Annotated in this window: 19 protein-coding genes; 10 read left to right on the plus strand and 9 right to left on the minus strand. The window is 74.8% G+C overall.

All coding sequences use genetic code 11. From position 1 onward, the window contains the following. Positions 1–88: 88 nt before the first annotated feature. On the minus strand, positions 89–1,063 hold the full coding sequence (locus Ae331Ps2_RS21420) for a threo-3-hydroxy-L-aspartate ammonia-lyase (protein WP_170917081.1): 975 nt from the start codon (positions 1,061–1,063) through the stop codon (positions 89–91). A gap of 135 nt (positions 1,064–1,198) precedes the next feature. Between Ae331Ps2_RS21420 and Ae331Ps2_RS21425 the strand changes: the two genes are divergently transcribed. Together Ae331Ps2_RS21425 and Ae331Ps2_RS21430 are read left to right on the plus strand one after the other, a co-directional pair. After that, positions 1,199–1,579, plus strand: coding sequence for an excalibur calcium-binding domain-containing protein (locus Ae331Ps2_RS21425; protein ID WP_075306829.1), 381 nt, complete (start codon positions 1,199–1,201; stop codon positions 1,577–1,579). Positions 1,580–1,864: 285 nt separating this feature from the next. Then, positions 1,865–2,473, plus strand: a complete 609-nt coding sequence (locus tag Ae331Ps2_RS21430) for a class F sortase (RefSeq protein WP_139319017.1) — start codon at positions 1,865–1,867, stop codon at positions 2,471–2,473. 216 nt (positions 2,474–2,689) lie between these two features. Here Ae331Ps2_RS21430 and Ae331Ps2_RS21435 read toward each other — a convergent pair whose 3' ends face one another. Then, positions 2,690–5,362, minus strand: a complete 2,673-nt coding sequence (locus tag Ae331Ps2_RS21435; RefSeq protein ID WP_075311908.1) for an ATP-dependent RNA helicase — start codon at positions 5,360–5,362, stop codon at positions 2,690–2,692. Positions 5,363–5,378: 16 nt separating this feature from the next. Further along, the gene (locus Ae331Ps2_RS32170; RefSeq protein WP_020622758.1) at positions 5,379–5,525 is read right to left on the minus strand and encodes a hypothetical protein; all 147 of its coding nucleotides are present in this window, start codon (positions 5,523–5,525) and stop codon (positions 5,379–5,381) included. Positions 5,526–5,675: 150 nt separating this feature from the next. On the opposite strand from Ae331Ps2_RS32170, the gene Ae331Ps2_RS21440 reads away from it, so the two are divergent. Both Ae331Ps2_RS21440 and Ae331Ps2_RS21445 read left to right on the plus strand, forming a co-directional pair. Beyond that, entirely contained in the window at positions 5,676–6,887 is a 1,212-nt protein-coding gene (locus Ae331Ps2_RS21440; RefSeq protein WP_075306827.1) for an acyl-CoA dehydrogenase family protein, read from the plus strand. After that, complete coding sequence (locus Ae331Ps2_RS21445; RefSeq protein WP_075306825.1) at positions 6,880–8,046, plus strand: acyl-CoA dehydrogenase family protein; 1,167 nt, start codon at positions 6,880–6,882, stop codon at positions 8,044–8,046. Before Ae331Ps2_RS21440 ends, Ae331Ps2_RS21445 begins: the two co-directional genes overlap by 8 nt. 14 nt (positions 8,047–8,060) lie before the next feature. Here Ae331Ps2_RS21445 and Ae331Ps2_RS21450 read toward each other — a convergent pair whose 3' ends face one another. The 4 genes from Ae331Ps2_RS21450 to Ae331Ps2_RS21465 all read right to left on the minus strand — a co-directional run bounded on the left by Ae331Ps2_RS21450 (position 8,061) and on the right by Ae331Ps2_RS21465 (position 13,346). Then, on the minus strand, positions 8,061–9,503 hold the full coding sequence (locus Ae331Ps2_RS21450; RefSeq protein ID WP_075306823.1) for an alkaline phosphatase: 1,443 nt from the start codon (positions 9,501–9,503) through the stop codon (positions 8,061–8,063). A gap of 197 nt (positions 9,504–9,700) precedes the next feature. Then, entirely contained in the window at positions 9,701–11,908 is a 2,208-nt protein-coding gene (locus tag Ae331Ps2_RS21455; RefSeq protein ID WP_083695845.1) for a xanthine dehydrogenase family protein molybdopterin-binding subunit, read from the minus strand. After that, positions 11,905–12,882, minus strand: a complete 978-nt coding sequence (locus Ae331Ps2_RS21460; RefSeq protein WP_075306821.1) for a xanthine dehydrogenase family protein subunit M — start codon at positions 12,880–12,882, stop codon at positions 11,905–11,907. The genes Ae331Ps2_RS21455 and Ae331Ps2_RS21460 overlap by 4 nt, the downstream gene beginning before the upstream one ends. Then, the gene (locus Ae331Ps2_RS21465; protein WP_233147774.1) at positions 12,882–13,346 is read right to left on the minus strand and encodes a (2Fe-2S)-binding protein; all 465 of its coding nucleotides are present in this window, start codon (positions 13,344–13,346) and stop codon (positions 12,882–12,884) included. Before Ae331Ps2_RS21465 ends, Ae331Ps2_RS21460 begins: the two co-directional genes overlap by 1 nt. A 530-nt stretch (positions 13,347–13,876) precedes the next feature. Between Ae331Ps2_RS21465 and Ae331Ps2_RS21470 the strand changes: the two genes are divergently transcribed. Next, entirely contained in the window at positions 13,877–15,175 is a 1,299-nt protein-coding gene (locus Ae331Ps2_RS21470; protein WP_075311902.1) for a dicarboxylate/amino acid:cation symporter, read from the plus strand. Positions 15,176–15,326: 151 nt separating this feature from the next. Here Ae331Ps2_RS21470 and Ae331Ps2_RS21475 read toward each other — a convergent pair whose 3' ends face one another. Further along, on the minus strand, positions 15,327–16,229 hold the full coding sequence (locus Ae331Ps2_RS21475; protein WP_075306819.1) for an SAM-dependent methyltransferase: 903 nt from the start codon (positions 16,227–16,229) through the stop codon (positions 15,327–15,329). A 132-nt stretch (positions 16,230–16,361) separates the two neighbouring features. On the opposite strand from Ae331Ps2_RS21475, the gene Ae331Ps2_RS21480 reads away from it, so the two are divergent. The 5 genes from Ae331Ps2_RS21480 (at position 16,362) to Ae331Ps2_RS21500 (ending at position 20,928) form a co-directional block, all read left to right on the plus strand. Beyond that, positions 16,362–17,012, plus strand: coding sequence for a Pr6Pr family membrane protein (locus Ae331Ps2_RS21480; protein WP_020625373.1), 651 nt, complete (start codon positions 16,362–16,364; stop codon positions 17,010–17,012). Between the two features lie 112 nt (positions 17,013–17,124). Next, the gene (locus tag Ae331Ps2_RS21485; protein ID WP_020625372.1) at positions 17,125–18,282 is read left to right on the plus strand and encodes an acetyl-CoA C-acyltransferase; all 1,158 of its coding nucleotides are present in this window, start codon (positions 17,125–17,127) and stop codon (positions 18,280–18,282) included. Between the two features lie 35 nt (positions 18,283–18,317). Further along, positions 18,318–19,079, plus strand: coding sequence for a 3-hydroxyacyl-CoA dehydrogenase (locus Ae331Ps2_RS21490; RefSeq protein ID WP_075306817.1), 762 nt, complete (start codon positions 18,318–18,320; stop codon positions 19,077–19,079). Positions 19,080–19,114: 35 nt separating this feature from the next. Beyond that, complete coding sequence (locus Ae331Ps2_RS21495; protein ID WP_020625370.1) at positions 19,115–20,266, plus strand: acyl-CoA dehydrogenase family protein; 1,152 nt, start codon at positions 19,115–19,117, stop codon at positions 20,264–20,266. A 32-nt stretch (positions 20,267–20,298) separates the two neighbouring features. Beyond that, the gene (locus tag Ae331Ps2_RS21500; RefSeq protein ID WP_020625567.1) at positions 20,299–20,928 is read left to right on the plus strand and encodes a TetR/AcrR family transcriptional regulator; all 630 of its coding nucleotides are present in this window, start codon (positions 20,299–20,301) and stop codon (positions 20,926–20,928) included. Between the two features lie 40 nt (positions 20,929–20,968). Here the strand turns inward: Ae331Ps2_RS21500 and Ae331Ps2_RS21505 are convergent, their stop codons facing one another. Beyond that, on the minus strand, positions 20,969–22,318 hold the full coding sequence (locus Ae331Ps2_RS21505; RefSeq protein ID WP_075306815.1) for a GGDEF domain-containing protein: 1,350 nt from the start codon (positions 22,316–22,318) through the stop codon (positions 20,969–20,971). Positions 22,319–23,097 lie beyond the last annotated feature (779 nt).

A 23,097-nucleotide genomic window follows, 5' to 3' on the forward strand; every position in this document is an offset into this window, starting at 1 on the left:
AGGATCCGCCCGAGCGGCCCCCGCCCGGACCGTCCGGACGGGGGCCGCCGCGGTGGGTGCGCCGCGGTGGGTGCGCCCGGCCGGTGGCTCAGCCGGTGACGAGGGCGGCGAAGCGGTCCAGGTCGACGTTGCCGCCGGAGATCGTGACGCCGATCCGCGCCCCCGCCCACCGCTGCGGGTCCGCGGCGACGGCGGCCCGGACTCCCGCGAACGCCAGCGCCCCGGTCGGCTCGACGAGCACCTTGTAGCGCGACGCGAACAGCGCCATCGACTCGACCAGGGCGGCGTCGGGCACCGTCACGATGTCGGTGACGAGCCGCGAGATCACCGGGAACGTGTGGTCGCCGAGGTGGGTGGTGGCGGCGCCGTCGGCGAGGGTGCGGGGCTGCGGGATGCGCACGACGTGCCCGGCGCGCAGGGACTGCAGGCCGTCGTCGCCGGCCTCGGGCTCGACGCCGTACACCCGGGCGTCGGGGGACAGGGCCTGGGCCGCGAGCAGGGACCCGGACAGCAGCCCGCCCCCGCCGAGGCAGACGAACAGCGCGTCGAGCGGACCGTGGTCGGTCAGCAGCTCGAGCACCGCGGTGCCCTGACCGGCGATGACGTTCGGGTGGTCGTAGGGCGGGACGAGGGTGAGCCCGCGCTCCTCGGACAGCGCGGTCGCGATGGCGTCGCGGTCCTCGGTCCAGCGGTCGTAGCCGATCACCTCGGCGCCGTAGCCGCGGGTGGCGGCGAGCTTCGTGGCGGGGGCGTCGTGCGGCATCACGATGGTCGCGGGCACCTCCAGCAGCTGCGCGGCCAGCGCGACGGCCTGGGCGTGGTTGCCCGAGGAGAACGCGACCACCCCGGCTCGCCGCTCGGCCGCCGTCAGCCGGGACAGCGTGTGGAACGCCCCGCGGAACTTGAAGCTCCCGGTGCGCTGCAGGTTCTCCGCCTTCACGAGCAGCTGCGCGCCGAGCTCGGCGTCGGTGAGCCGGGAGGTCAGGACGGGGGTGTGGTGGGCGTGCCCGCGCAGGATCGCCGCGGCGGCACCGACGTCGTCGGGGGTGGGGAGAGCAATCACCGGACCACCTTCCGCCGCCCGGCGGAGCAGGTTCAAGCCCGTTCGGGTTCATTCCCGTTCGGGTGTAACGACCGACACGTCCGGATCGCTGCTACCTGCGTGGCTCCCCCCACGTCCCCCGGAAGGACACCCCCGATGCGCCTCCGTTCCCTGTCCGCCGCCGCGCTCCTCGCGACCGTGGCCGCCCTCCCGCTCGCCGGCACCGCCTTCGCCCAGGACCGAAACTGCAAGGACTTCGCGAGCCAGGCCGACGCCCAGGCGGCCCTGACCCCGGGCGACCCCGAGAACCTCGACGCGAACGACAACGGCGTGGCCTGCGAGGACTACGACTACGGCGTCGCGTCCACCGCCACGGCCGCGTCCGACGACTCCACCCAGGTCACCGCGACGCCGGTCGGTGGCGTCGAGGCCGGTGGCGGCCCGGCCGACGTGCTGCCGCTGGCGCTCGGTGCCGTCGCCGCCGGTGGTATCGGCGCGGTCGCGGTGCGCCGCGTCGCCGTCGGTCGCCGCGGCTGATCCCGGCACGTGCCCGGCTCCGCCCTCCCGGTGCCCGGCCCCGCCGCACCGTCCGGTGCGCGGGCCGGGCACGGCGCCGTGGCCGGGGACCGGTCCGGAGGCGGATCGGTGGCCGGGGACCGGTCCGGAGGCAGAACGGCGGCCGCAGACCGGTCCGGACATGGGCCGGTGGCCGCGGACTGGTCTGGACATGGGCCGGTGGCCGGTGACCGGGCCGGGACGGTGCGGCGCGGGAGCCCGGACCGGCGGCGATGGGCGCGGCGCCGGGCCGGTGCGCTGCGCCGGGTGACACGGGTGCTGGCGCCGCTCGGTGTCCTCACCGCCACGCTGCTGCTCGCCGACCCCGCGGGCGCACCCGAGCCCGGGGCGACGGCCGTCGCGTCGGTCCCGGTGACCGCTCCGGGGCCCGCACCGGGCGCGTTGCTGCCGCCGGGGCCCGCGCCGCTGGTGCGCTCGGAGCCGGTCCGGCTCCGGGTCGACCGGCTCGGGCTCGACACCGTGCCCCGGCCGATGGGGCTGACCGCGGACCGGTCGATGGAGGTCCCCGCGGACGCGGGCACCGTCGGCTGGTACACCGGCGCGCCGACCCCCGGTGAGGTCGGGCCCGCCGTGCTCACCGCGCACGTCGACTGGAAGGGGCTCCCCGGAGCCTTCGCCGACCTGGACACCCTGGAGCCCGGCGACGAGATCCGCGTCGACCGCGCCGACGGGACGTCGGTGGTGTTCGCGGTGCGCCGGGTCGGGCGCTTCCCCAAGGCGGAGTTCCCGACCGCCGAGGTCTACGGCGACCTGGACCACGCGGGCCTGCGCCTGATCACCTGCGGTGGGGTGTTCGACCGGTCGGCCCGCAGCTACCTCGACAACGTCGTGGTGTTCGCCGACCAGGTCCGCTGAGCGGCCCGGCCGTCCGCGCCCCCCGTCCGCGCTCCGCGCCCCGCCGAGTGGGACCCGGGCCCGCCGCGCCGTCGCGGTCCGTCGCCCCTCGCTCGTCGAGATGCAGCTCAGCGGGCTGCGGAGATCGACAACTCCCGCTGAGCTGCATCTCGACGGCAGGGCCGCCCCGGGGCAGGGACGGCCGGGGCAGGGACGGCCGGAACCGGGGCGCCGCGCTCACCTGCGGCGCCCGGTGCCCCGTCCCGGTGTCGCGGTGCGCGGGTCCTCCGGCCAGGCGTGCTTCGGGTAGCGCCCGCGGAGCTCGGCCCGGACCTGCGGGTAGGCGTTGTCCCAGAACGAGTCCAGGTCCGCGGTGACCGCGGTCGGGCGCCCGGCGGGGGAGAGCAGGTGCAGCACCACCGGCACCCGCCCGTCGGCGACGGCGGGGGAGCCGGTCCACCCGAACACCTCCTGCACCTTCACCGGCAGCGCCGGGGCCGCCCCGGAGTAGTCCAGCGCGATCCGGGACCCGGTGGGGACGGTGAGCCGCTCCGGGGCCAGCTCGTCGATCCGCCCGGCGAGCCCGCCCACGGCCGCGGCGACGTACCGGCGCAGCGCGGGCCCGGCGTCGACCCGTGCCAGGTCCGAGCGTCGCCGGGCGGTGGCGAGCGGACCCGCCAGCCACCCGGCGGGATCGGCGGCGGAGTCGAGGAGCGCCTCCTCGGACACGTCCGGCCACGGTGCGCCCAGCACCCGGTGCAGGAAGCCCAGCCGCTCGCGCAGCGACACCGCGCCCGCCGTCCAGCGCAGCAGACCGGTGCCCTCGGCGCGCAGCCCGGCGACGAGCGCGTCGCGGACGGCACCCGGGTCGGGGGAGCGGTCGGGCTTCTCCGACAGCACGATCGCGCCGAGCCGGTCGACGGTGCGGGCGCGGACGTCGCCGTCGCTCCAGACGACCTCCGAGCCGGTGACCCGCAGTGGTGCGGCGGCCCGCAGCGCGGTCGGGGCATCGGTGGCCGCGGCGAGGCGGACCCGGCCGTGGGTCTGCCCGGGTCTCCGGTCGGCGACGGCCACGGCGAGCCACTCGGCGTCGCGCAGGGGACCGGGCGGGACCTCGACGGCGGTGCCACCGGCCATCAGGAACACCCCGGCCGCGGTGTCGCGGCGCCGGGCGAGCCGTTCCGGGTGGGCGAGCCCGGTGACCAGCGCGACGAGCTCGGCGCCCGCAGCCCCCTCGGCGCGAACGGTCCGTCCCCGGGCCCGCGCCGGTGTCCCGGCGGCAGCGCCGGAGCGGGCCCCGGTACTCGGCGACCCCGTGCCCGGCGACCCCGTGCCCGGCGACCCGGTGCCCGGAGACCCCGTGGCCGGCGACGCGGCAGCCGCGGGGGACGAGGAGGCCGCGGGTGTGGCAGCGCGGGCGCGGTGCAGTGCGCCGGTCAGGCGGTCCCGGTCCCCGCGCCACCGCCCGGCGCCGGGGGCGTCGCCGGAGCGCAGCCGGGCCAGCGCGGCGGTCAGGTCGTCGGCGGGGCCGGCGAGGGTGTCGTCGTCGAGGACCGCGACGATCCCGGCGACCTCCCGCGGGTCCCCTCCGGCGGCGACGCCGTCGAGCAGCGCCCTGGCGAGGCGCGGGTGCAGGCCCAGCGCGGAGATCCGTCGTCCCCGGTCGGTGACCGCGCCGTCGGGGCCGATCGCGCCGAGCGCGGTCAGCACCCCGCGTCCGGCGGCCAGCGGACCAGCCGGCGGGGCGTCCCACCAGCGCAGACCGCTGCCGTCGGGGGTGCCCCACACGGCGAGGTCCAGCGCGAGCGCGGTGAGGTCGGCGGTGCGGATCTCGGGGTCCGGGGCGTCGGCGAGCACTTCGCCCTCGGGCCAGCAGCGGTAGGCGACGCCGGGTGCCTCCCGCCCGGCGCGGCCCGCGCGCTGGGTCGCGACCGCGCGCGAGACCCGGCGGGTCACGAGGCCGGACAACCCGCGCCGGTGGTCGGTGTGCGGGACCCGGACCAGCCCGGAGTCGACGACGGCCCGCACCCCGGGCACGGTCAGGCTGGACTCGGCGACGGCGGTGGCGAGCACGATCCGCCGCCGTGGCCCGTCGCGCAGCGCCGCGTCCTGCTCGGCGGCGGGCAGCCTGCCGTGCAGCGCGAGGACGTCGGCGTCGGGTCCGAGCTCGCGCAGCGCCGACGCGGTCCGCCCGATCTCCGCGACGCCCGGCAGGAACGCCAGCACGCTGCCGTGCTCGAGTGCCCGCACGCACGTCCGGGCCACGGTGCTCTCGATCCGCTCGGTCCCGCCGCGGCCGGCCCGGGCGGGCGGGACGTGGGTGACCGCGACGTCGTGGCTGCGTGCGGCGACCTCCAGCACCGGCGCGGGCCGGTCGTCGTCGCCCAGCAGTACGGCCGGGCGGGCCGCGTCGAGGGTCGCGGAGGTGGCCAGCAGCCGCAGGTCGGGACGGAGCCCGTCGCGGGCGTCGAGCAGCAGGGTGAGCAGCAGGTCCGCGTCGAGGTGGCGTTCGTGCACCTCGTCGAGGACGACGGTGGACACCCCGGCCAGCTCCGGGTCCCCGGCGAGGCGGCGCAGCAGCAGCCCGGAGGTGACGACCTCGATCCGGGTGCCGGGCCCGGTGCGGGCGTCGCCGCGGACGCGGTAGCCGACCGGCCCGCCGACCTCGGTCCCCAGCAGCGACGACATCCGGGCCGCGGCGGCGCGGGCGGCGACCCGGCGCGGCTCGGCGACCAGCACCGTGCCCTCCGGCGCCGGGGCGAACCCGTCGAGCCCGGCCAGCGCGAGCGGCACGAGGGTGGTCTTGCCGGTGCCGGGCGGGGCGACGAGCACGGCGCCGCCGCGGTCGTCCAGCGCCGCGCGCAGGTCGTCGAGGACGACGCGGACCGGCAGGTCGGGGAGTGGGGACATCACCCCCGAGTATGGGTCAGGCCAGCCCGCTGTAGGACAGCACCATGATCACGACGACCGCGGCGGCGAGCCCGGTGGTGATCAGCAGCAGCGCCCAGCCAGGCAGCACGGTCCGGTCGAGCACCGGGGCCGCGGGACGGTGGGTGGCGGCGGTGGCGGGCATCGTTGCTCCTGGGGCTCGGGCTGCGTCATACGGACGAACCTGATGTCGCACCCGGACCACGAATCGTTAACCGTGGTCCCCGAAACTGATGACGGCTACCGTCGGGATCGACATCGACGACGATGTCAGGCCCAGCTCCCCGGAGGTGCGATGAGCTCGCCCACCACGACCCGACCGGCATCCGACGCGGCCCGCGTGGCACAGGCCGCCCGGGAGGTGGTCGAGGCCCACGACCCGCGGTCGGTGCCACGCGAGGAGCTGTTCGGCGCCCTCTACGACGCCGGCCTCGCCTGGGTGCACCACCCCGAGGGGCTCGGCGGGCTCGGTCTGTCCCGCGGGCTGCAGCCGGTGGTCGACCAGATCGTCACCGACGCCGGCGGCGAGCGGATGTTCGCGGTCAACCCGATCGGCTACGGCATGGGCGCGCCGACCGTCGTCGAGTACGGCGCGGACCGCGAGCAGGTCGCGGCATGGCTCCGGCCGATGGCCACCGGCGAGGAGATCTGGTGCCAGCTGTTCAGCGAGCCCGGCGCCGGCTCCGACGTCGCGGGTCTGGCCACCTCCGCGGTCCGCGACGGCGACGAGTGGGTCGTCAACGGGCAGAAGGTCTGGACGACCCTGGCCCACGTCGCGCGGTGGGGGATGCTCGTCGCCCGCACCGATCCCGAGCAGCCCAAGCACCGCGGACTGACCTACTTCGTGATCGACATGGCCCAGCCGGGCGTCGACGTGCGCCCGCTGCGCCAGATGACCGGGCAGGCCGAGTTCAACGAGGTCCACCTGTCCGACGCCCGCGTCCTCGACGCGCACCGGCTCGGGGAGGTCGGCGCCGGCTGGAAGGTCGCGATCACCACCCTGATGAACGAGCGCACCGCCATCGGCGGGGTCACCGGGCGGCGCGGCAGCGGCGTCATCGGCGAGGCGCTCGGCCTGTGGCGGGCCCACCCCGACCGGCACACCCCGGTGCTGCGCGACCGGCTCGCGGCCCTGTGGACCCGCGCCGAGACCCACCGCCTCACCCTCGCCCGCGCGCGACGCACCGCGAGCGCCGGGCAGCCCGGCCCGGAGGGCTCGGTGTCCAAGCTGGTCGGCGCCGAGCTGAACCAGGACGTCTACGAGTTCTGCATGGACCTGCTCGGTCCGGACGCGCTGCTCTACGACGACTGGTCGATGGACCGCAGCCGGGTGCACACCGACCCGAACTCCACGGTGCAGCAGCGCTTCCTGCGCTCGCGCGCGAACACCATCGAGGGCGGCACCTCGGAGGTCATGCGCAACATCCTCGGCGAGCGCGTCCTCGGCCTGCCCGGCGAGCCCCGGTCGGACTCCGACCGCCCCTGGAAGGAGGTCCCCCGTGGCTGAGCAGGAACTCCGCGAGTTCGACGTCACCGACGAGCAGCGCGAGCTGCGCGCGGCACTGCACCGCTTCGCCGAGCGCCAGCACGACGAAGCCACCCTGCGCCGGCTCGTCGACACCGCCGACGGGTTCGACCGGGCACTCTGGAGCCGCCTGGGCACCGAGCTCGGCGCGCTGTCGCTGGCCGTCCCCGAGGCCCTCGGCGGCGCCGGCGGGACCTGTGTGGACCAGGCCGTCGCGGCCGAGGAGCTCGGTGCGGCACTGGTGACCGGACCGCTGCTGGGCACCGTCGCGCTCGCGGTCCCGGCGCTGGTCGCGGCCCCGACCGGCGCCGAGCGCGACGCGCTGCTCGCAGCACTGGCCGACGGCTCGCGCACCGCGGCCCTGGTCGCCGTGCTCACCGCGCCCTACGACGGCGCGTCCGCGGCCGGAGTCACCGCCGACGGCGACCGGCTCACCGGCACGGTCTCCCACGTCCCGGACGCGGGCGCCGCGGACGTGCTGGTCGTCGCGGCAGCGGGGGTCGACGGCCCGGTGCTGGCCGTCGTCGACGCGAGCGCCGACGGGGTGCGGGTGGAGCGGCGCGGCTCGTTCGACGTGACCCGCCCGGTCGCCGGGGTCGTCCTCGACGGCGCGACCGGCACCGTGCTCGCCACCGGCGCGGACGCCGACGGCGCACTGCGCCACGCCTTCCGCACCGCCGGGGCGCTGCTCGCCGCCGAACAGGCGGGCATCGCCCGCCGGCTGCTCGACCTGACCGTCGCCTACGCGAAGGAACGGCTGCAGTTCGGCAGGCCCATCGGGTCGTTCCAGGCGGTCAAGCACCGGTGCGCGGACATGCTCGTCGCCGTCGAGCAGGCCCGGACCGCGGCGCTGCACGCGGCCTGGGCGGTCGACGACCCGCGCATCGACGAGGCCGACCTCGCGGTGTCGATCGCGCAGGCCACCTGTTCGGAGACGGCGTACCGGGTGGCCGCGGACGCGGTGCAGCTGCACGGCGGGATCGGGTTCACCTGGGAGCACGTCGCGCACCTGTACTACAAGCGCGCCGTCGCCGACGCGGCCCTGCTCGGGTCCGCCGAGGCCCACCGCGAGCGCATCGCCGCGCTGGTGCTCGACACCCTCGGCGACGACGTCCGCGAGCCCCGGGTGGCGACCGGCTGAACGCCGGGGCCGGGTCAGACCTTGTTCAGACCCGGCTCCCGGTCCGGCACCACGAACGACGCCGCCGTGCGCACCGTGGCGGTGGGCTCGCTGACCCGGGACACGGTGCGGAAGTCCGCACGCATCTGCGCGGGGGTGAAGGTCGCCAGCACGTAGCCGCGCCGGTCGAGCGACCACACCGAGCTGCCGCTGCCACCGGACTTCGCGTCGCCGTCGCCGTCGCCGCCGGAGGTCACCGAGGTGGTGACCAGCTCGGTGCCGGCGACGCTGTCGTCGTCGCCGGGGATGTCGTTGGCGTGGTGCACGTGCTCGTCCCCGGTGAGGACGACGGCGTTGCGCACGCCCGCCTCGGTCCAGCCGCGGACCACCCGTTCCCGGGAGCCGGTGAACTCCCCCCAGGTGCCGGACTTGCCGCCCCGGCGCGGGGCGAAGAACACCTGCTGGGCCAGCACGTCCCAGCCGGCCGCGGAGTCCCGCAGGCCCCGCAGCAGCCAGCGTTCCTGGTCGGCGCCGAGCATCGAGCCGCGCATCCGGTACTGGCGGGTGTCCAGGACGTGGAAGGTGGCGAGCGAGCCCCAGGACAGCCGCCGGTAGAGCTGGATGTCCGGGCCGTCGGGCACCGAGGCCCGACGCAGCGGCATGTGCTCGTAGTAGGCCTGGGCCGCGGCCCGGCGCCGGTCGGTCGTCGCGCCCTCCCAGTCGTTGACGACCTCGTGGTCGTCCCACACGACCACCCACGGGGCGACGGCGTGCGCGGCGCGCAGGTCCTCGTCGGAGCGCTGGTGGGCGTGGGTACGGCGGTACCCGGCGAGGGTCGTCGGCTCCGGCGGCCCCGGGTCGCGGACCTCGCCCCGGTCGGTCTCGTAGAAGTAGTCACCCAGGTGCAGGACGAGGTCGGGGGCGTCGGCGGCCAGCCCGCGGTAGGCGGTGAAGTGGCCCGCCCCGAACTTCGCGCACGACGCCGTCGCGATCGTCAGCGACGCCGCCGCGGCACCTGCGGCGGGCGCGGTCCGGGTGCGCGCGGCGGGGGAGAGGTGTCCGCCGGTGCGGAACCGGTAGAAGTACTCGCGTCCCGGGGCGAGCCCCGCGGGCTCGGCGTGCACGCTGTGCGCGAGCTCGGGGGTGGCGGTCTCGGTGCCGCGTGCCACGACCCGGGCGAAGCGCTCGTCCTCGGCGACCTCCCACTCGACCTCGACCGCCCGGTCGGGCATGCCGCCGCGGCCGTCCTCGGCGTCGGGCTCGGGGGCGAGGCGGGTCCACAGCACCATGCCGTCGGGCGACGGGTCGCCCGAGGCGACGCCGAGGGTGAACGGGTCCGGCGTCGTCGCCTGTCGCAGCGCGCCGGCGAACCAGCGGGGCACGGCGGCGGGCTCGCCACCGGGTGTGGCCGGCACCAGACCGGCGGCCGCGGCCCCGAGGGTGCCGAGCAGCACGCTGCGGCGTGGCAGTGCGGTCACATGTCCTCCTGAGCGCGGGTCCGGCGGAGCCGTCCATGCTCCGCCCCGGCGGACCGGACGGCGGGGTGCACGCGCCGGGGCCGGTCTCGCCGGACGAGTGAATCACAGCGCGTGTCCGGGCACGGGGACTCGGACAGAACCGGCCCGATGCACGTCCGGGCCCGCGATGCGCCCGCGCCGACGGGCCCCGCACGACGTCACCTGATCAGTGCGTCGAGGGTGACCGGCAGGTCGCGTACCCGGATGCCGGTGGCGTCGAAGACCGCGTTCGCGACGGCGGCGGCGCTGCCCACGGTGCCGAGCTCGCCGAGCCCGCGGGCGCCCGCCGGGCTGAAGGCGGTGTCGGTGTAGTCGAGCCAGGTCACGTCGATCGGCGGGATGTCGGCGTTGACGGCGACCAGGTAGTCGCCGAGGTTGCCGGCGGCGAAGCGTCCGTTCTCCTCGATGGGGTTGGTCTCCAGGAGCGCGCCGCCGATGCCGAAGACGATGCCGCCGACGAGCTGGCTGCGCGCCGTGCGGGCGCTGAGCACGCGGCCGACGTCGAAGACGCTGGTGAACCGGTTGATGCGGGGCTCGCCGGTGTGGCGATGGACCCGGACCTCGCAGAAGTGCGCGCCGAAGCCGTGCGCGGCCAGGTTCGAGTCGGGCGGGGCCGGTGGCGGCGGTGTCATGGCCTCGACCGCGGGCCGGTGGGCGACCTCGAGCAGTTCGGCGAACGAGGCGGAGTCGGCGCCACCCTCGATGCGTCCCTGCCGGTACGCCAGGCCGGCCGGGTCGCGTCCTTCGAACGGTGACCCCGCGGTCCGCACGGCGAGGTCGGTGAGCGTCGTGATCAGTGCCCGTGCGGCCGACCGGATCGCCGGGGCGAGGATGCCGGCGGCGCGGGAGCCGACGGCGGGCGCACCGAGGGGCAGGCTCGAGTCGCCCAGCTCGGCGACGACGCGGTCGATCGGTACGCCGAGCGCGTCGGAGGCGACGATCGGGACCATGGTGTAGGTCCCGGTGCCGAGGTCGGGGGTCGAGGCCGACACCACCACCTGCCCGGTGTCGCGCAGCTGCATCCGTACCGCCCCCGGGTCCGCGTGGGCGGGGTAGACCGCGCTGGCCATCCCGGTGCCGATCAGCCAGTCGCCCTCGACCCGGGTGCCGGGGACCCGGTTGCGGCCGGCCCACCCGAACCGCTCGGCCCCGGCGCGGTAGCAGTCGGCGAGGCGCCTGCTCGTCCAGGTCTGTCCGGTGGCGGGGACGGTCGTGGCCTCGTTGCGCAGTCGCAGCTCGATCGGGTCCATGCCCAGGGTGACGGCGAGCTCGTCCATCGCGGTCTCGAGCGCGAACGCGCCCGGCGCCTCGTTCGGGCCGCGCATCGCCCAGGTGGCCGGGGTGTCCATCGGGACCAGCCGCTGGTCGATCGCGAGGTTGCGGGTGCGGTACAGGACGCCGGTCGTCTCGGTCGCCGGGGTCAGGGGCCAGCCACCGACCGCGGGCATCTCGGCGGCGCTCTGGTGCGAGACCGCGGTGAGCGTGCCGTCGCGGTCGGCGCCGAGCCGGACCCGTTGGGTCAGCGCCGGTCGGTGCCCGGTCAGGATCATGCTCTGTTCCCGGGTGAGGGTGAGCCGGACGGGGCGGCCGAGCTCCCGGGCGGCCACCGCGGCGAGCGCGGCCTCGCTCCAGGCGGGCACCCGGGCGCCGAAGCCGCCGCCGACGAAGGTGCTGATCACCCGCACCCGGTCCGGGGTGGCCCCGACGCGGGCCGCGACGGTGGCCGCGTAGAGCGGGGGGATCTGGCTGCCGGAATAGACGGTGAGGTGGTCGTGCTGCCACACCGCGGTGGTCCCGTGCGGCTCCATCGGAACGTGGCTCTGCGGCTCCTGGCGCAGCGTCGTGTCCACCACGACCGCGCTCGCGCGCAGCGCGGCGTCGATCGAGCGCACCCCGGGCGCGAGCACCGTCGGGTTGGGCGAGGGGCCTTCGGGGGACATGCCCGGTGAGGGCACCCCCGGCAGGCCGGCGGACAGGGAGGTCCGCGCGGATGCCTGGTCGTACGTGGCGGTGACCAGCGCGGCGGCGTCGCGGGCCTGCTCCGACGTCACGGCCACGACGAGGCCGATGATCTGGCCGCGGAAGCGGACCTCCCGGTCCTGCAGCGGGACGTAGTTCTCGCCGAACCCTGGCGGCGCGGGGTAGAGCCGCAGTGGCGCGAACGGGGTGTGGACCGCGACCACACCCGGTGCCCCGCGGGCGGCGTCGACGTCCATGGAGCGGAGCCGGCCGCGGGCGATCGCGCTGACCACGACGTGCCCGTGGAGGGGGCGGTCGACGGGGTGGTCGGCGGTGTAGCGGGCGGCGCCGGTGACCTTGAGGCGACCGTCGACGCGGGCGACGTCGCTGCCGATCGGAGTGCTCACGACTGCCCTCCCAGGGCGAGAAGGGCGCGCACCAGGGTGCGGCGGAGCAGGGCTGGTTTGAACACGTTGTGCGGGAGCGTCCGGGCGCCGTCGGCGGCCGGTGCCGCGGCCGCCTCGTAGGTGGCGAGGGTGGCGGGCTGCCCGACCAGGGCGCGTTCCACCGCACCCAGGCGCCAGGGGCGGGTCCCGATCCCGCCTGCGGCGACCCGGGCGCTGCGGATCCGGCTGCCGCTGATGTCGAGCGCGACCGCGACGGAGGTCAGGGCGAACTCGTAGGACTGTCGGTCCCGGATCTTGACGTAGGTCGACCGGGTGGCCCACGGCAGCGGTGGCACGGTCAGCCCGGTGATCAGCTCGCTGTCCCGCAGGTCGTTCTCGACCTGCGGGCTGTCGCCGGGCAGGCGGTAGAACTCCGCGAGCGCGACGGTGCGCGCACCCTGCCGGCCCTCCAGGTGCACCTGGGTGTCGAGCGCGACGAGCGCGACGGCGACGTCGCTCGGGTGGGTGGCCACGCAGCTCTCGCTGGTGCCCAGCACCGCATGCATCCGGTTGTGCCCGGTGAGCGCCGCGCAGCCGCTACCGGGTTCGCGCTTGTTGCAGGGCGTGGTGAGGTCGCGGAAGTAGCCGCACCGGGTGCGTTGCAGCAGGTTGCCGCCCATGCTGGCCATGTTCCGCAGCTGCGGCGACGCGCTGAGCTCGAGCGCCTGGCTGATCATCGGGTAGCGGGTGCGGACGCGCTCGTCGAGGGCGACGTCGCTCATCCGCTCCAGCGCGCCGATGTGCAGGCCGCCGGCGTCGACGCCGATCCCGCGCATCGGCAGCCGGTTGATGTCCACCACGCGGGAGGGGGCCAGCACCTCCAGCTTCATGAGATCGACGAGGGTGGTGCCGCCGGCGAGGTAGGCGCTGTTCTCGTGCGCCGCGGTCAGGGCCGCGCGCACCGATCCGGGCCGGGTGAAGTCGTAGAGGCGCATCAGCGCATCGCCTCCCGACCGGACTTGACCGCCTCGACGATGCCCGGGTAGGCGCTGCACCGGCAGATGTTGCCGGACATGCTCTCGCGGATCTCCTCGTCCGATCCGGCTCGCCCCTCCTGCACCAGCGACACCGCCGACATGATCTGGCCGGGGGTGCAGAAGCCGCACTGGAACCCGTCGTGGTCGATGAACGCCTGCTGCATGGGGTGCAGCTCGTCGCCGTCGGCCAGGCCCTCGATCGAGGTCACCTCGGTGTCGTCCAGGGTCGCCGCGAGCGTCAGGCACGACAGCACCCGGCGGCCGTCGACCTGGACCGTGCACGCTCCGCACTGGCCGCGGTCGCAGCCCTTCTTCGTGCCGGTCAGCGCGAGCCGCTCCCGCAGCGTGTCCAGCAACGTGGCCCGAGGGTCGGTCTGCAGGTGGATCCGGTCGCCGTTCACCCGCAGGGTGAGCTCGACCAGGTTCTGCCCGGGTGCCGTCACCGTCGGCGTGGTCACGGTCTCGGCCACCCTCGGCGCGACGACGAGCGCCGCCCCGGCCGCGACGGCGCCGGTGCCCCCGAGGAACCACCTGCGGGACAACCGTCGTGTCCCGTGTGGACGATCTTGTTGTGGGTCGGTGGGAGACATCGCTACTCCTCACGAACGCGCCCCGACGCGCGGGGCTGGAAGAACGGTGGAAGGGCTCGGAACGACCGGCCGTCCGAGCAGGACGTCGACGGCGTCGATACTGGCGAGCTGCGGAGAGCTCAACCAGGGACCGTCGATCCGCCCTTCGGCCCACCCCCGATGGTCCAGGTGCCCCGCGTGCCCGAGCAGCTGGTCCGTCCGGCGGGAAGAACACGGCGGACGGAGGCGTTGTGATCACCCGTGCGGGGGACGGGTGTGCGGCTGGTGAGCCGGCGGGTGATCGACCTGTGTCGTCGTCCCAGCACGGGCTGTCGGCGCTGCCACCCCGCCCACGCCCGTTCCGCATCTCCTGGGGGATCCCCGTGTCGTTCGTCGTCCGTGCCGCGCGCGCCTGGCAGCGCCCGCGTGTGTTCGCTCTGCTCACCGTCGCCGGGCTCGTGCTCGGTGCCCTGCTCGGGCTGACCGCCCGGGTCACCGGCTCGGAGGGGCTGGCGTCCACGCTGGACACCGTCGGCAGCCTGTTCACCGGGCTGCTCCAGTTCACCGTCGCACCACTGGTGTTCCTCGCGATCGTGGTCGGCATCGTCAGCCTGCGCGACCTCGGCGGCGGGCGCGCCGCGGCCAGGCTCGGCGGCCGCACCGTCGCGTGGTTCGCCGGGACGTCGCTGGTCGCGGTGCTGATCGGCATCGCGATCGGGCTCGTCGGACGGCCCGGGCAGGGCGTCACGATCGCCGCCGACCCGGCCGCCGTCGAGGCGGTGGGCAAGCGCACCGCCGGGTCCTGGCAGGCGTTGCTGTCGAACCTGGTGCCGGACAACCCGGTCGCGGCCTTCGCCGACGACAACGTGCTGCAGGTCGTGCTCGCCGCGCTGCTGGTGGGTGCCGCCGCCTACGCGCTGGGGGAGAAGGCCGAGCCGTTCGTCGCGTTCTCCCGCTCCGCCTTCGAGGTCGTCCTGACGATCATCCGCTGGATCGTCGTGCTCGCCCCGATCGGCGTGCTCGGCCTGATCGGCAACGCGTTCGCCACCTACGGCAGCGGCGTCGTCTCCTCACTGGCCGGGCTCATCGTCACCGTCTACCTCGGCTGCGCGATCGTGCTGTTCGGTGTCTACCCGTTGCTTCTCGGGGTCGTGGCCGGGATCGGCCCGCGCCGCTTCTTCGGCACCACCTGGCCGGTGCTGCAGTTCGCCTTCGTGTCCCGCTCGTCCGGGGCGACGCTGCCGATGTCCCGGCAGGCCGCGATCGACCTGGGTGTGGACCGCAACTACGCCGGGTTCGCCGTCCCGCTGGCCACCACCACTAAGATGGACGGCTGTGCCGCCGTCTACCCGGCCCTGGCGACGATCTTCATCGCGCACATCTCGGGGATCCAGCTGGCCGCGTGGCAGTACGTGGTGATCGCGGCGGTCGCCGTGTTCGGTGCGCTCGCGACGGCCGGGACCACCGGCTGGTTCACCATGCTGACGCTGACCCTGGCCGCGGTCGGGATGCCGCCCGCGGTGATCGCCGCCGGTATCGCCGTGGTCATCGGGATCGACCCGATCCTGGACATGATGCGCACCGCGACCAACGTCGCCGGGCAGATCACCGTGCCGACGCTCGTCGCCGCGCAGGAGGGCATCCTCGACCGCGGGGACGCGACCGGCCCGGTCACCGCCTAGCCCGCCGAGCCGGACACGGCGGGCGCGTCGCAGGAGGCCGCGTCCGTCGCCGGACGCACCTCCTCGGTCTGACCGCCGCCGGTCGGACCGCCCGGCCCGCCGTACCGCGCCCGTCGCGCGGACGGCGGGCCGTGGCGCGTCCCGAGCCGGGTCAGCGGGACGCTTCGACGATGAGGACGTGCGCGACCAGCGTGCCGACCGGGCCCGTGAGCTGCCGGCCGAGATCCGCGCCCAGCTCGCCGAGGGGCCGCTCCCGCACGTCCCACCCCGCCGCGCGCAGCACCGACGCCGGCGCGGGGCGGCGCCGGGTGTCCCACAGCTGCGCGAGGTCGCTGCCCATCGCCGGGGCCATCGCCCGGACCTCGTCGGTGTGCAGGTACTCGTCGGCGACGGCCAGGTCCACCGCCTCCAGCGCGACCCTGCTGCCCGGCGCGGACAGCTCGTCGACCCGGGCGAGCAGGTCCGCCTCCGCCTCCGGCGGCAGGTAGGCCAGCAGGCCCTCCACCAGCCACGCAGTGGGGCGGCCGGGGTCGAAACCGGACCCGCGCAGTGCGCCCGGCCAGTCGTCGCGCAGGTCGCAGGGCACCGCGACCCGCCGCGCCCGGGCAGCGGTGGCGCCGAGGACCCGCTGCTTGTGGGCCAGCACCTCGGGCTGGTCGATCTCGTACACCGACGTGCCGTCCGGCCAGGCCAGCCGGTAGGGGCGCGCGTCGAGCCCGGCCGCCGGGACGACGACCTGCCGCACTCCGTCCGCGGCCGCCGCCAGCAGCGCGGCGTCGAGCACCCGGGTGCGGATCGCCATCATGTCGACCAGCGCCCGCCAGCCGACGCCGCCGTCGTCGTCGGCACCGCGGGGGAGCGGGAGCCCCGGCGCGGCGGCGTCGACGAGTGCGCGCGCGTACGGGTCGACCACCAGCGGGTCGGGGCGCTCGGCCTCGGCGGCGCGGGCCGCGGCGACGGCCAGTGCGGTCGCGCCGACGCTGCGGGTGACGTCCCACCCGCCGGGGACACTGTTGCCACCGGCCGGGACGTTGCCGTGCGGTACTCCGGACATCGGTCCTCCCAGGAGGTGAGCAATGCTCACGATCATGGTGCGGCATGCCGTGCGACGGCGCACCGCGGCATGACCGGGATCACTCGTCCGGATCACGGGAACCCGGTGGGCGGCACCCGGCGTTGATCCCCCGTGCATCTCCCGGCGCCCCGCAAGGTCCCTGTCGCCGTCGTCGCCGTCGTCCTGCGCGGGGCGGTCGTCGCCTGCGTGCTGGCGGCGCTGGTCGTGGTCGAACTGACCTCGCGCAGCGGCGTGGCCTGGCGTCTGACCACCTTCACCTACCAGGTCAACCTGCTCGCCGCGGCCTTCTACCTCTGGACCCTGCTGGGGCGCCGGTACGACGCGCGGCCCGCGGTCCGTGGTGCGGTCGTGGTCTACCTGCTGGTCGCCGGCCTGGTCTGGGTGCTGTTCCTGTCCGGGCGCTCGACGGGCTTCACCCCGGCCAACGTGCTGCTGCACATCGTCGTGCCGGTGTTGGCGCTGGCCGACTGGGTCCTCGTCCGGCCCGCCCGCGGAGGGCTGCGCTGGTGGCACCCGCCGGTGTGGCTGCTGTTCCCGGCCGCGTACCTCGGGCTGGCGCTGGCCGTGCTCAACGGGGCCGGCCGGCGCGCGCCGTACTACTTCCTGGACCCGGACGCCGTCGGGGCGGGTGGGCTGGCCTGGAACGTCCTCCGGCTGGCGGCCGGATTCCTGGTCCTGGGCTACCTGGTCCTGCTGGCCGGGCGGACCGGGTCCCGCGTCCCCGGGCGGGCGGTGGGCGAGGTCGTCCCCGGGCGGGCGTGAGCGGCGTCGCACGGATTCGTGACAGTCAACTCTGACTGTTTCCTGCTACCGTCGCAGGTGAGTCGACGGCCCCGACCCGGGTGCCGTCCACCGTCGCGAAGGAGCGAACACCGTGCGAGACGCAGTCATCGTCGAGGCCGTACGCAGCCCGGTCGGCAAGCGCAAGGGCGGCCTGGCGGACGTCCACCCCACGGACCTGTCCGCGCACGTTCTGCGCAGCCTGGTCGAGCGCTCGGGCGTGGACCCGGCGCAGATCGACGACGTCCTGTGGGGCTGCGTGTCCCAGACCGGGGAGCAGACCTTCGACATCGCCCGCAACGCCGCGCTGGCCGCCGGGTTCCCCGAGACCGTCACCGGTGTGACCGTCGACCGCCAGTGCGGGTCCAGCCAGCAGTCGGTGCACTTCGCGGCCGCCGGCCTGATCGCCGGGCAGTACGACGTGGCCGTCGCCGGCGGTGTCGAGTCCATGACGCGGGTGCCGATGGGGTCCTCGCTGCAGGGCCAGGACCCGTTCGGCAGCGACTTCGCCACCCGCTACGGGGTCGCCCCGAACCAGGGCGTCGGCGCGGAGATGATCGCCGAGAAGTGGGGCTTCTCCCGCACCCAGCTCGACGAGTTCGCGCTGCTGTCGCACGAGCGCGCCGCCGCCGCGCAGGACGACGGCCGGTTCGACGGTCAGCTCGCCCCGCTGGCCGGCGTGACCGCCGACGAGGGGGTCCGCCGCGGCGGGACCGTCGAGGGCCTCGCCCAGCTCAAGACGGTGTTCAAGGACGCCGACCAGGGCGGCGTTATCCACGCGGGCAACTCCTCGCAGATCTCCGACGGCTCCGCCGCGCTGCTCATGACCACCAGCGAGAAGGCCCGCGAGCTCGGCCTGACCCCGATCGCCCGCGTGCACACCGCGGTCCTCGCCGGCGCCGACCCGGTCATCATGCTGACCGCCCCGATCCCCGCGACGGAGAAGGCGCTGAAGCGTTCCGGTCTGTCGCTCGACGAGATCGGCGCGTTCGAGGTCAACGAGGCGTTCGCGCCGGTGCCGCTGGCCTGGCTGGCCGACATCGCGGGCACCACCGACACCGCGTCCGGTGTCGGCGAGCGGCTCAACCCCAACGGCGGCGCCATCGCGCTGGGCCACCCCCTCGGCGGCTCCGGCGCGCGGATCATGACCACCCTGGTCCACCACATGCGCGACAACGGCATCCGCTACGGCCTGCAGACCATGTGCGAGGGCGGCGGCCAGGCCAACGCCACCATCCTCGAACTCCTCTGACACCCGCTCCCCACCCGGAAGGAAACAGACAGAACATGGACATCAACGGTTCCGTCGCCGTCGTCACCGGCGGTGCGTCCGGCCTGGGCCTGGCCACCACGGAGAAGTTCGTGGAGCTCGGCGCCAAGGTCCTGATCATCGACCTGCCGTCGTCGCAGGGCGAGGCCGTCGCCGACAAGCTGGGGGACAACGTCCGCTTCGTCGCCGCCGACGTCACGAGCGAGGAGCAGGTCTCGGCCGCCCTCGACGCCGCCGAGGAGCTCGGCACCGTCCGCGTCGCGGTCAACTGCGCCGGTATCGGCAACGGCATCAAGACCTTCGGCAAGACCGGCCCGTTCCCGCTGGCCGACTTCACCAAGGTCATCAACGTCAACCTGATCGGCACGTTCAACGTGATCCGGCTGGCGGCCGAGCGCATCGCCAAGTCCGACCACGTCGACGGCGACCGCGGCGTCATCATCAACACCGCCTCGGTGGCGGCCTTCGAGGGCCAGATCGGCCAGGCCGCCTACTCGGCGTCCAAGGGCGGCATCGTCGGCATGACCCTGCCGATCGCCCGTGACCTGGCGAGCATCGGCATCCGGGTCAACACCATCGCCCCCGGTCTATTCGAGACGCCGCTGCTGGCCGGTCTGCCCGAGGACGTCAAGACCTCGCTGGGCAAGCAGGTGCCGCACCCGTCGCGGCTGGGGCAGCCCGCGGAGTACGGCAAGCTCGCCGCCCACATCGTGGAGAACCCGATGCTCAACGGCGAGACGATCCGTCTCGACGGCGCGATCCGCATGCAGCCCCGCTAGTCCCCCTGCCGGTACCCCAGAGAGGAGGCGGCGCCGTGAAGCGCACGCTCTACGAGTCCGACCACGAGGACTTCCGCGAGGCCTTCCGGGCCTTCGTCGAGAAGGAGATCGCCCCGCACGAGGCGCAGTGGGAGCGCGACGGCGTCGTCTCCCGGGAGCTGTTCACCACCGCCGGCGCCAACGGGTTCCTGGGCATGGACGCGCCCGAGGAGTTCGGTGGCGGCGGGGTGCGGGACTTCCGGTTCAACGCGATCGTCTCCGAGGAGGTGCTGCGCGTCGGTGCGGCCGGTTCGGGGCTGGGCCTGACTCTGCACAACGACATCGTGCTGCCCTACCTGCTCGCCTACACCACCGACGAGCAGAAGCAGCGATGGCTGCCGGGCGTCGTGGCGGGGGAGAAGATCCTCGCCATCGCGATGACCGAGCCGGGCATCGGCTCGGACCTGGCGTCGATGTCGACGACCGCCATCCGCGACGGCGACCACTACGTCGTCAACGGCGCGAAGACCTTCATCACCAACGGGATCAACGCCGACCTCGTCGTCGTCGCGGTGAAGACCGACCCGTCGCAGAAGCACAAGGGCATGAGCCTGCTGGTGCTCGAGCGCGGGATGGAGGGATTCGAGCGCGGCCGCAACCTCGACAAGCTGGGCATGCACGCCCAGGACACCGCCGAGCTCTCCTTCACCGACGTGAAGGTGCCGGTGGAGAACCTGCTCGGGCCCGAGGAGGGCAAGGGCTTCGTCCAGCTGGTCGAGAAGCTGCCCCAGGAGCGCCTGTCGATCGCCGTCGCCGGGGTGGCCGCGGCCCGGACGGTGCTGACGAACACCCTGGAGTACGTCAAGGAGCGCAAGGCGTTCGGGTCCCCGGTCGGCTCGTTCCAGAACTCGAAGTTCGCGCTGGCCGAGATGGACACCGAGATCGACCTCGCCGAGCACTACGTCGACGACTGCGTGCGGGCGCTGAACGCGGGCGAGCTGACCGCCGTCGACGCGTCGAAGGCGAAGTACTGGTGCACCGAGCTGCAGGGCCGGGTCGCCGACCGCTGCCTGCAGCTGCACGGCGGCTACGGCTACATGAGCGAGTACCCGGTCTCCAAGGCCTACGCCGACGCCCGCATCACCCGGATCTACGGCGGCACCACCGAGATCATGAAGGAGGTGATCGGCCGGGGTCTGGGACTCTGAGCCGATGACCGACAGGCGATCATGAGCACATCATGAACTCCGAACACCCTCCGGCGGTCAGGAGCCGGGCGCAGCGGTCGGAGGACAGCCGCGCCCGGATCCTGGACGCCGCCGTGGCCTGCCTCATCGACGGCGGCTACTCGGGCTCCACGACCCTGACCATCCAGTCGGCCGCCGACGTGTCGCGCGGCCGGCTGCTGCACCACTTCCCCAGCCGGGACCGGTTGCTGGTCGCGGCTGCGCAGCACCTGGCGGTGAAGCGCGTCGCCGACACCGAGGAACGCGTGCGACGGGTGGTCGAGACCGACCCGGTCGGCTCGTTCGAGCGGGCCGACCGGGTCATCGAGCTGTTGTGGGAGAGCTTCTCCGAGCCCCACTTCTGGGCGGCGGTGGAGCTCTGGACCGCGGCCCGGTCCAACGCCGAGATCGCCGAGGCGCTGCGACCCGAGGAGAAGCGCCTCGGCGCGGCGATCCGGGCGTCGATGGCCCGCATGTTCGGCGACGAGCTCGCCGGCCGCCCGCGGTTCAAGCAGCTGCGCGACCTGCTGCTCACCTCGATGCGCGGCACCTCGCTGACCTACACCTTCGACCCGCGCGACCCGGGCAGCGACCCGATGCTGCCCCAGTGGAAGGACCTGGCCCGGGTGCTGCTCGGGCCGTGACCGGCGCCCCGGGTGTCGGAGTCCTCAGGTGCGGTAGCTCTCAGGTGCCGAAGCTCAGCCCGAACGGCGGCGTCGCACCCTCGGGAACGACGGGCGGCGCCGGCGGCCGCACCGCGACCCGGTCGCGGCCCGCGTGCTTGGCCTCGTAGAGCGCGGCGTCCGCGGCGGCCAGCAGCCCGTCGAGGTCCGTGCCGTGGTCCGGTGTCGTCGCGACGCCGACCGACACCGACAGCCCGGTGACCCGGCCCGCGGTGGCCGTGTCGACCTCCAGCGCGCGCACGCCCCGGCGGATCCGCTCGGCGACCTCGCGGGCCCGGTCGTCCAGGGTGTCGTCGGCGCGCATCCCGCCGAGCGTGACCACGAACTCCTCGCCGCCGAACCGGCCGGCCAGGTCCTCGTCGCGCACCTCGGTGGTGAGGACGTCGGCGACGGCCTGGAGCACGTCGTCGCCCGCCAGATGGCCGTGCCGGTCGTTGACCGCCTTGAAGTGGTCGAGGTCGAGGATCAGCACCGCGCCGGCGCGGTCGGTGCGTGTGTCCCGCTCCAGCATCTGGCGGCTGCGCCAGCGCCACGCCGCCGGGTTGAGGAGCCCGGTCTTGGCGTCGGTGTCGACCTGTGCCTCGAGCTGACGCACCAGGGTCGTCTGTTCGACGACGAGCAGCGGCAGCACCGCGAGCAGCGCGAACCAGGGGGAGGTGTTGGCGAGCACGACGGCGACCAGCCCGCCGATCGACAGCGTCGCCAGCTCCAGCCCGATGTCACCGCCCCACAGGATCGCGAGGAACCGCGACCCCGGTGCGGTCAGTCGCAGCACCGACACGACCAGCAGCGTGTTCACCGTCGTGTAGGCGACCAGCGCGCCCAGCACCAGCGCCGCGTTCTGCGCGGTCGCCGGCGCCCCGCCCCAGCCGCCGACCAGCGCGAGCAGTCCCGCGACGGTGTGCACGGCGAGCAGGACCGTGGCGGCGCTGTAGACCTGGCGGTGCGGCGGCGTGCCGCTCGGGCGCACCACCCGCAGGTAGAGGTGGACGTAGATGACGGCGACGACGGCCGTCGCGAGCACCGGCGGCAGCAGCAGCGCCGCCGCGAAGGTCCAGACCGAGGTCATGTTGATGTAGCGGGTCTCGGCGATCCGGCGCCGCAGGCGTTCGGCGTTGACCGACAGCTCGGTGTGCACCGCGGCCACCAGCATCAGCAGCCCGCAGAGCAGCGCGTCGGTCCGCGTCGGCGCGGCCCCGGTCAGCGCGCCCGCGACGACGGCGGCCACCGCCGCGGACTCCACGGCCAGGACGAGCAGCAGCGGGCGCACCGGCAGGCCGAGCAGCGACCGGGCGTCCAGCACACGACGGCGACGCCGTGCCGGGCGCGGTGCCACCGGGCCAGAGGTCACGTCGCCTGCCTGTTCGTCGGGTGCGTTAGGGGTATCGGGTCGAGGCTACGCGGGAGTAGGGCAAGCGGTTGCCGTTCGTGTCGCAGCGGCCCGAGTCCGCGCCGAGCGGCCCGAAACCGACGACGAACGCCTCAGGATTGCGTTAAACCGTGACGGAGCGTTGTCCATCGCTTACGCTGGACCTGTCATCACTCGATCGTGGAGCGTGCCGTGCGTCCTGACGTGCGGACCGCAACGGCGTCCGTTCCGGGACGGTGAGAAGTACTCCGGTCGAGGGGAGAGTGCTCGTGCGCAACTGGGACTGGTGAACCGTCATCGGCGCCGCGCGGGACGCTCGGTCGTCCCGCGCGGCGCCGCCGTCCGTGGCCGCCGACCGGTGTCGGGTCGGGTCCCGGGCACGTACCCGTCCCTGCCCGTGTCCCTGTCGTCAGAACCGGTGACGCTCGGACGGGGCATGCGACACCCTCGTCCGGCGGTGTGTGCGCGCCTGCACTCCATACTCTGAACGGGTGACACGTTCGTCACTCCACTGCTCCGACCAGCGCAGACGAGCCGTTGCGGCCGGGTTCCGACGATCACCCCCTAGTACTGCAACGGCAGTTCGGCGTGTGGTGAGAGGCTGACGGCCGTTCGGCGGTGATGATCACCGCGTGGTTGATCTTGCCGGGTGGGTGGCCTCGTTGGACGCGGTGGTGGAGCTGATCTCTGGCCGTTTCCGCAGGGTCGAGCCGCGCCGGCGGGTCGGAACCTACCTGCGAGGCCTGCTCGCGGGGCTCGAG

Source organism: Pseudonocardia sp. Ae331_Ps2 (assembly GCF_001932405.1).
Classification (GTDB): domain Bacteria; phylum Actinomycetota; class Actinomycetes; order Mycobacteriales; family Pseudonocardiaceae; genus Pseudonocardia.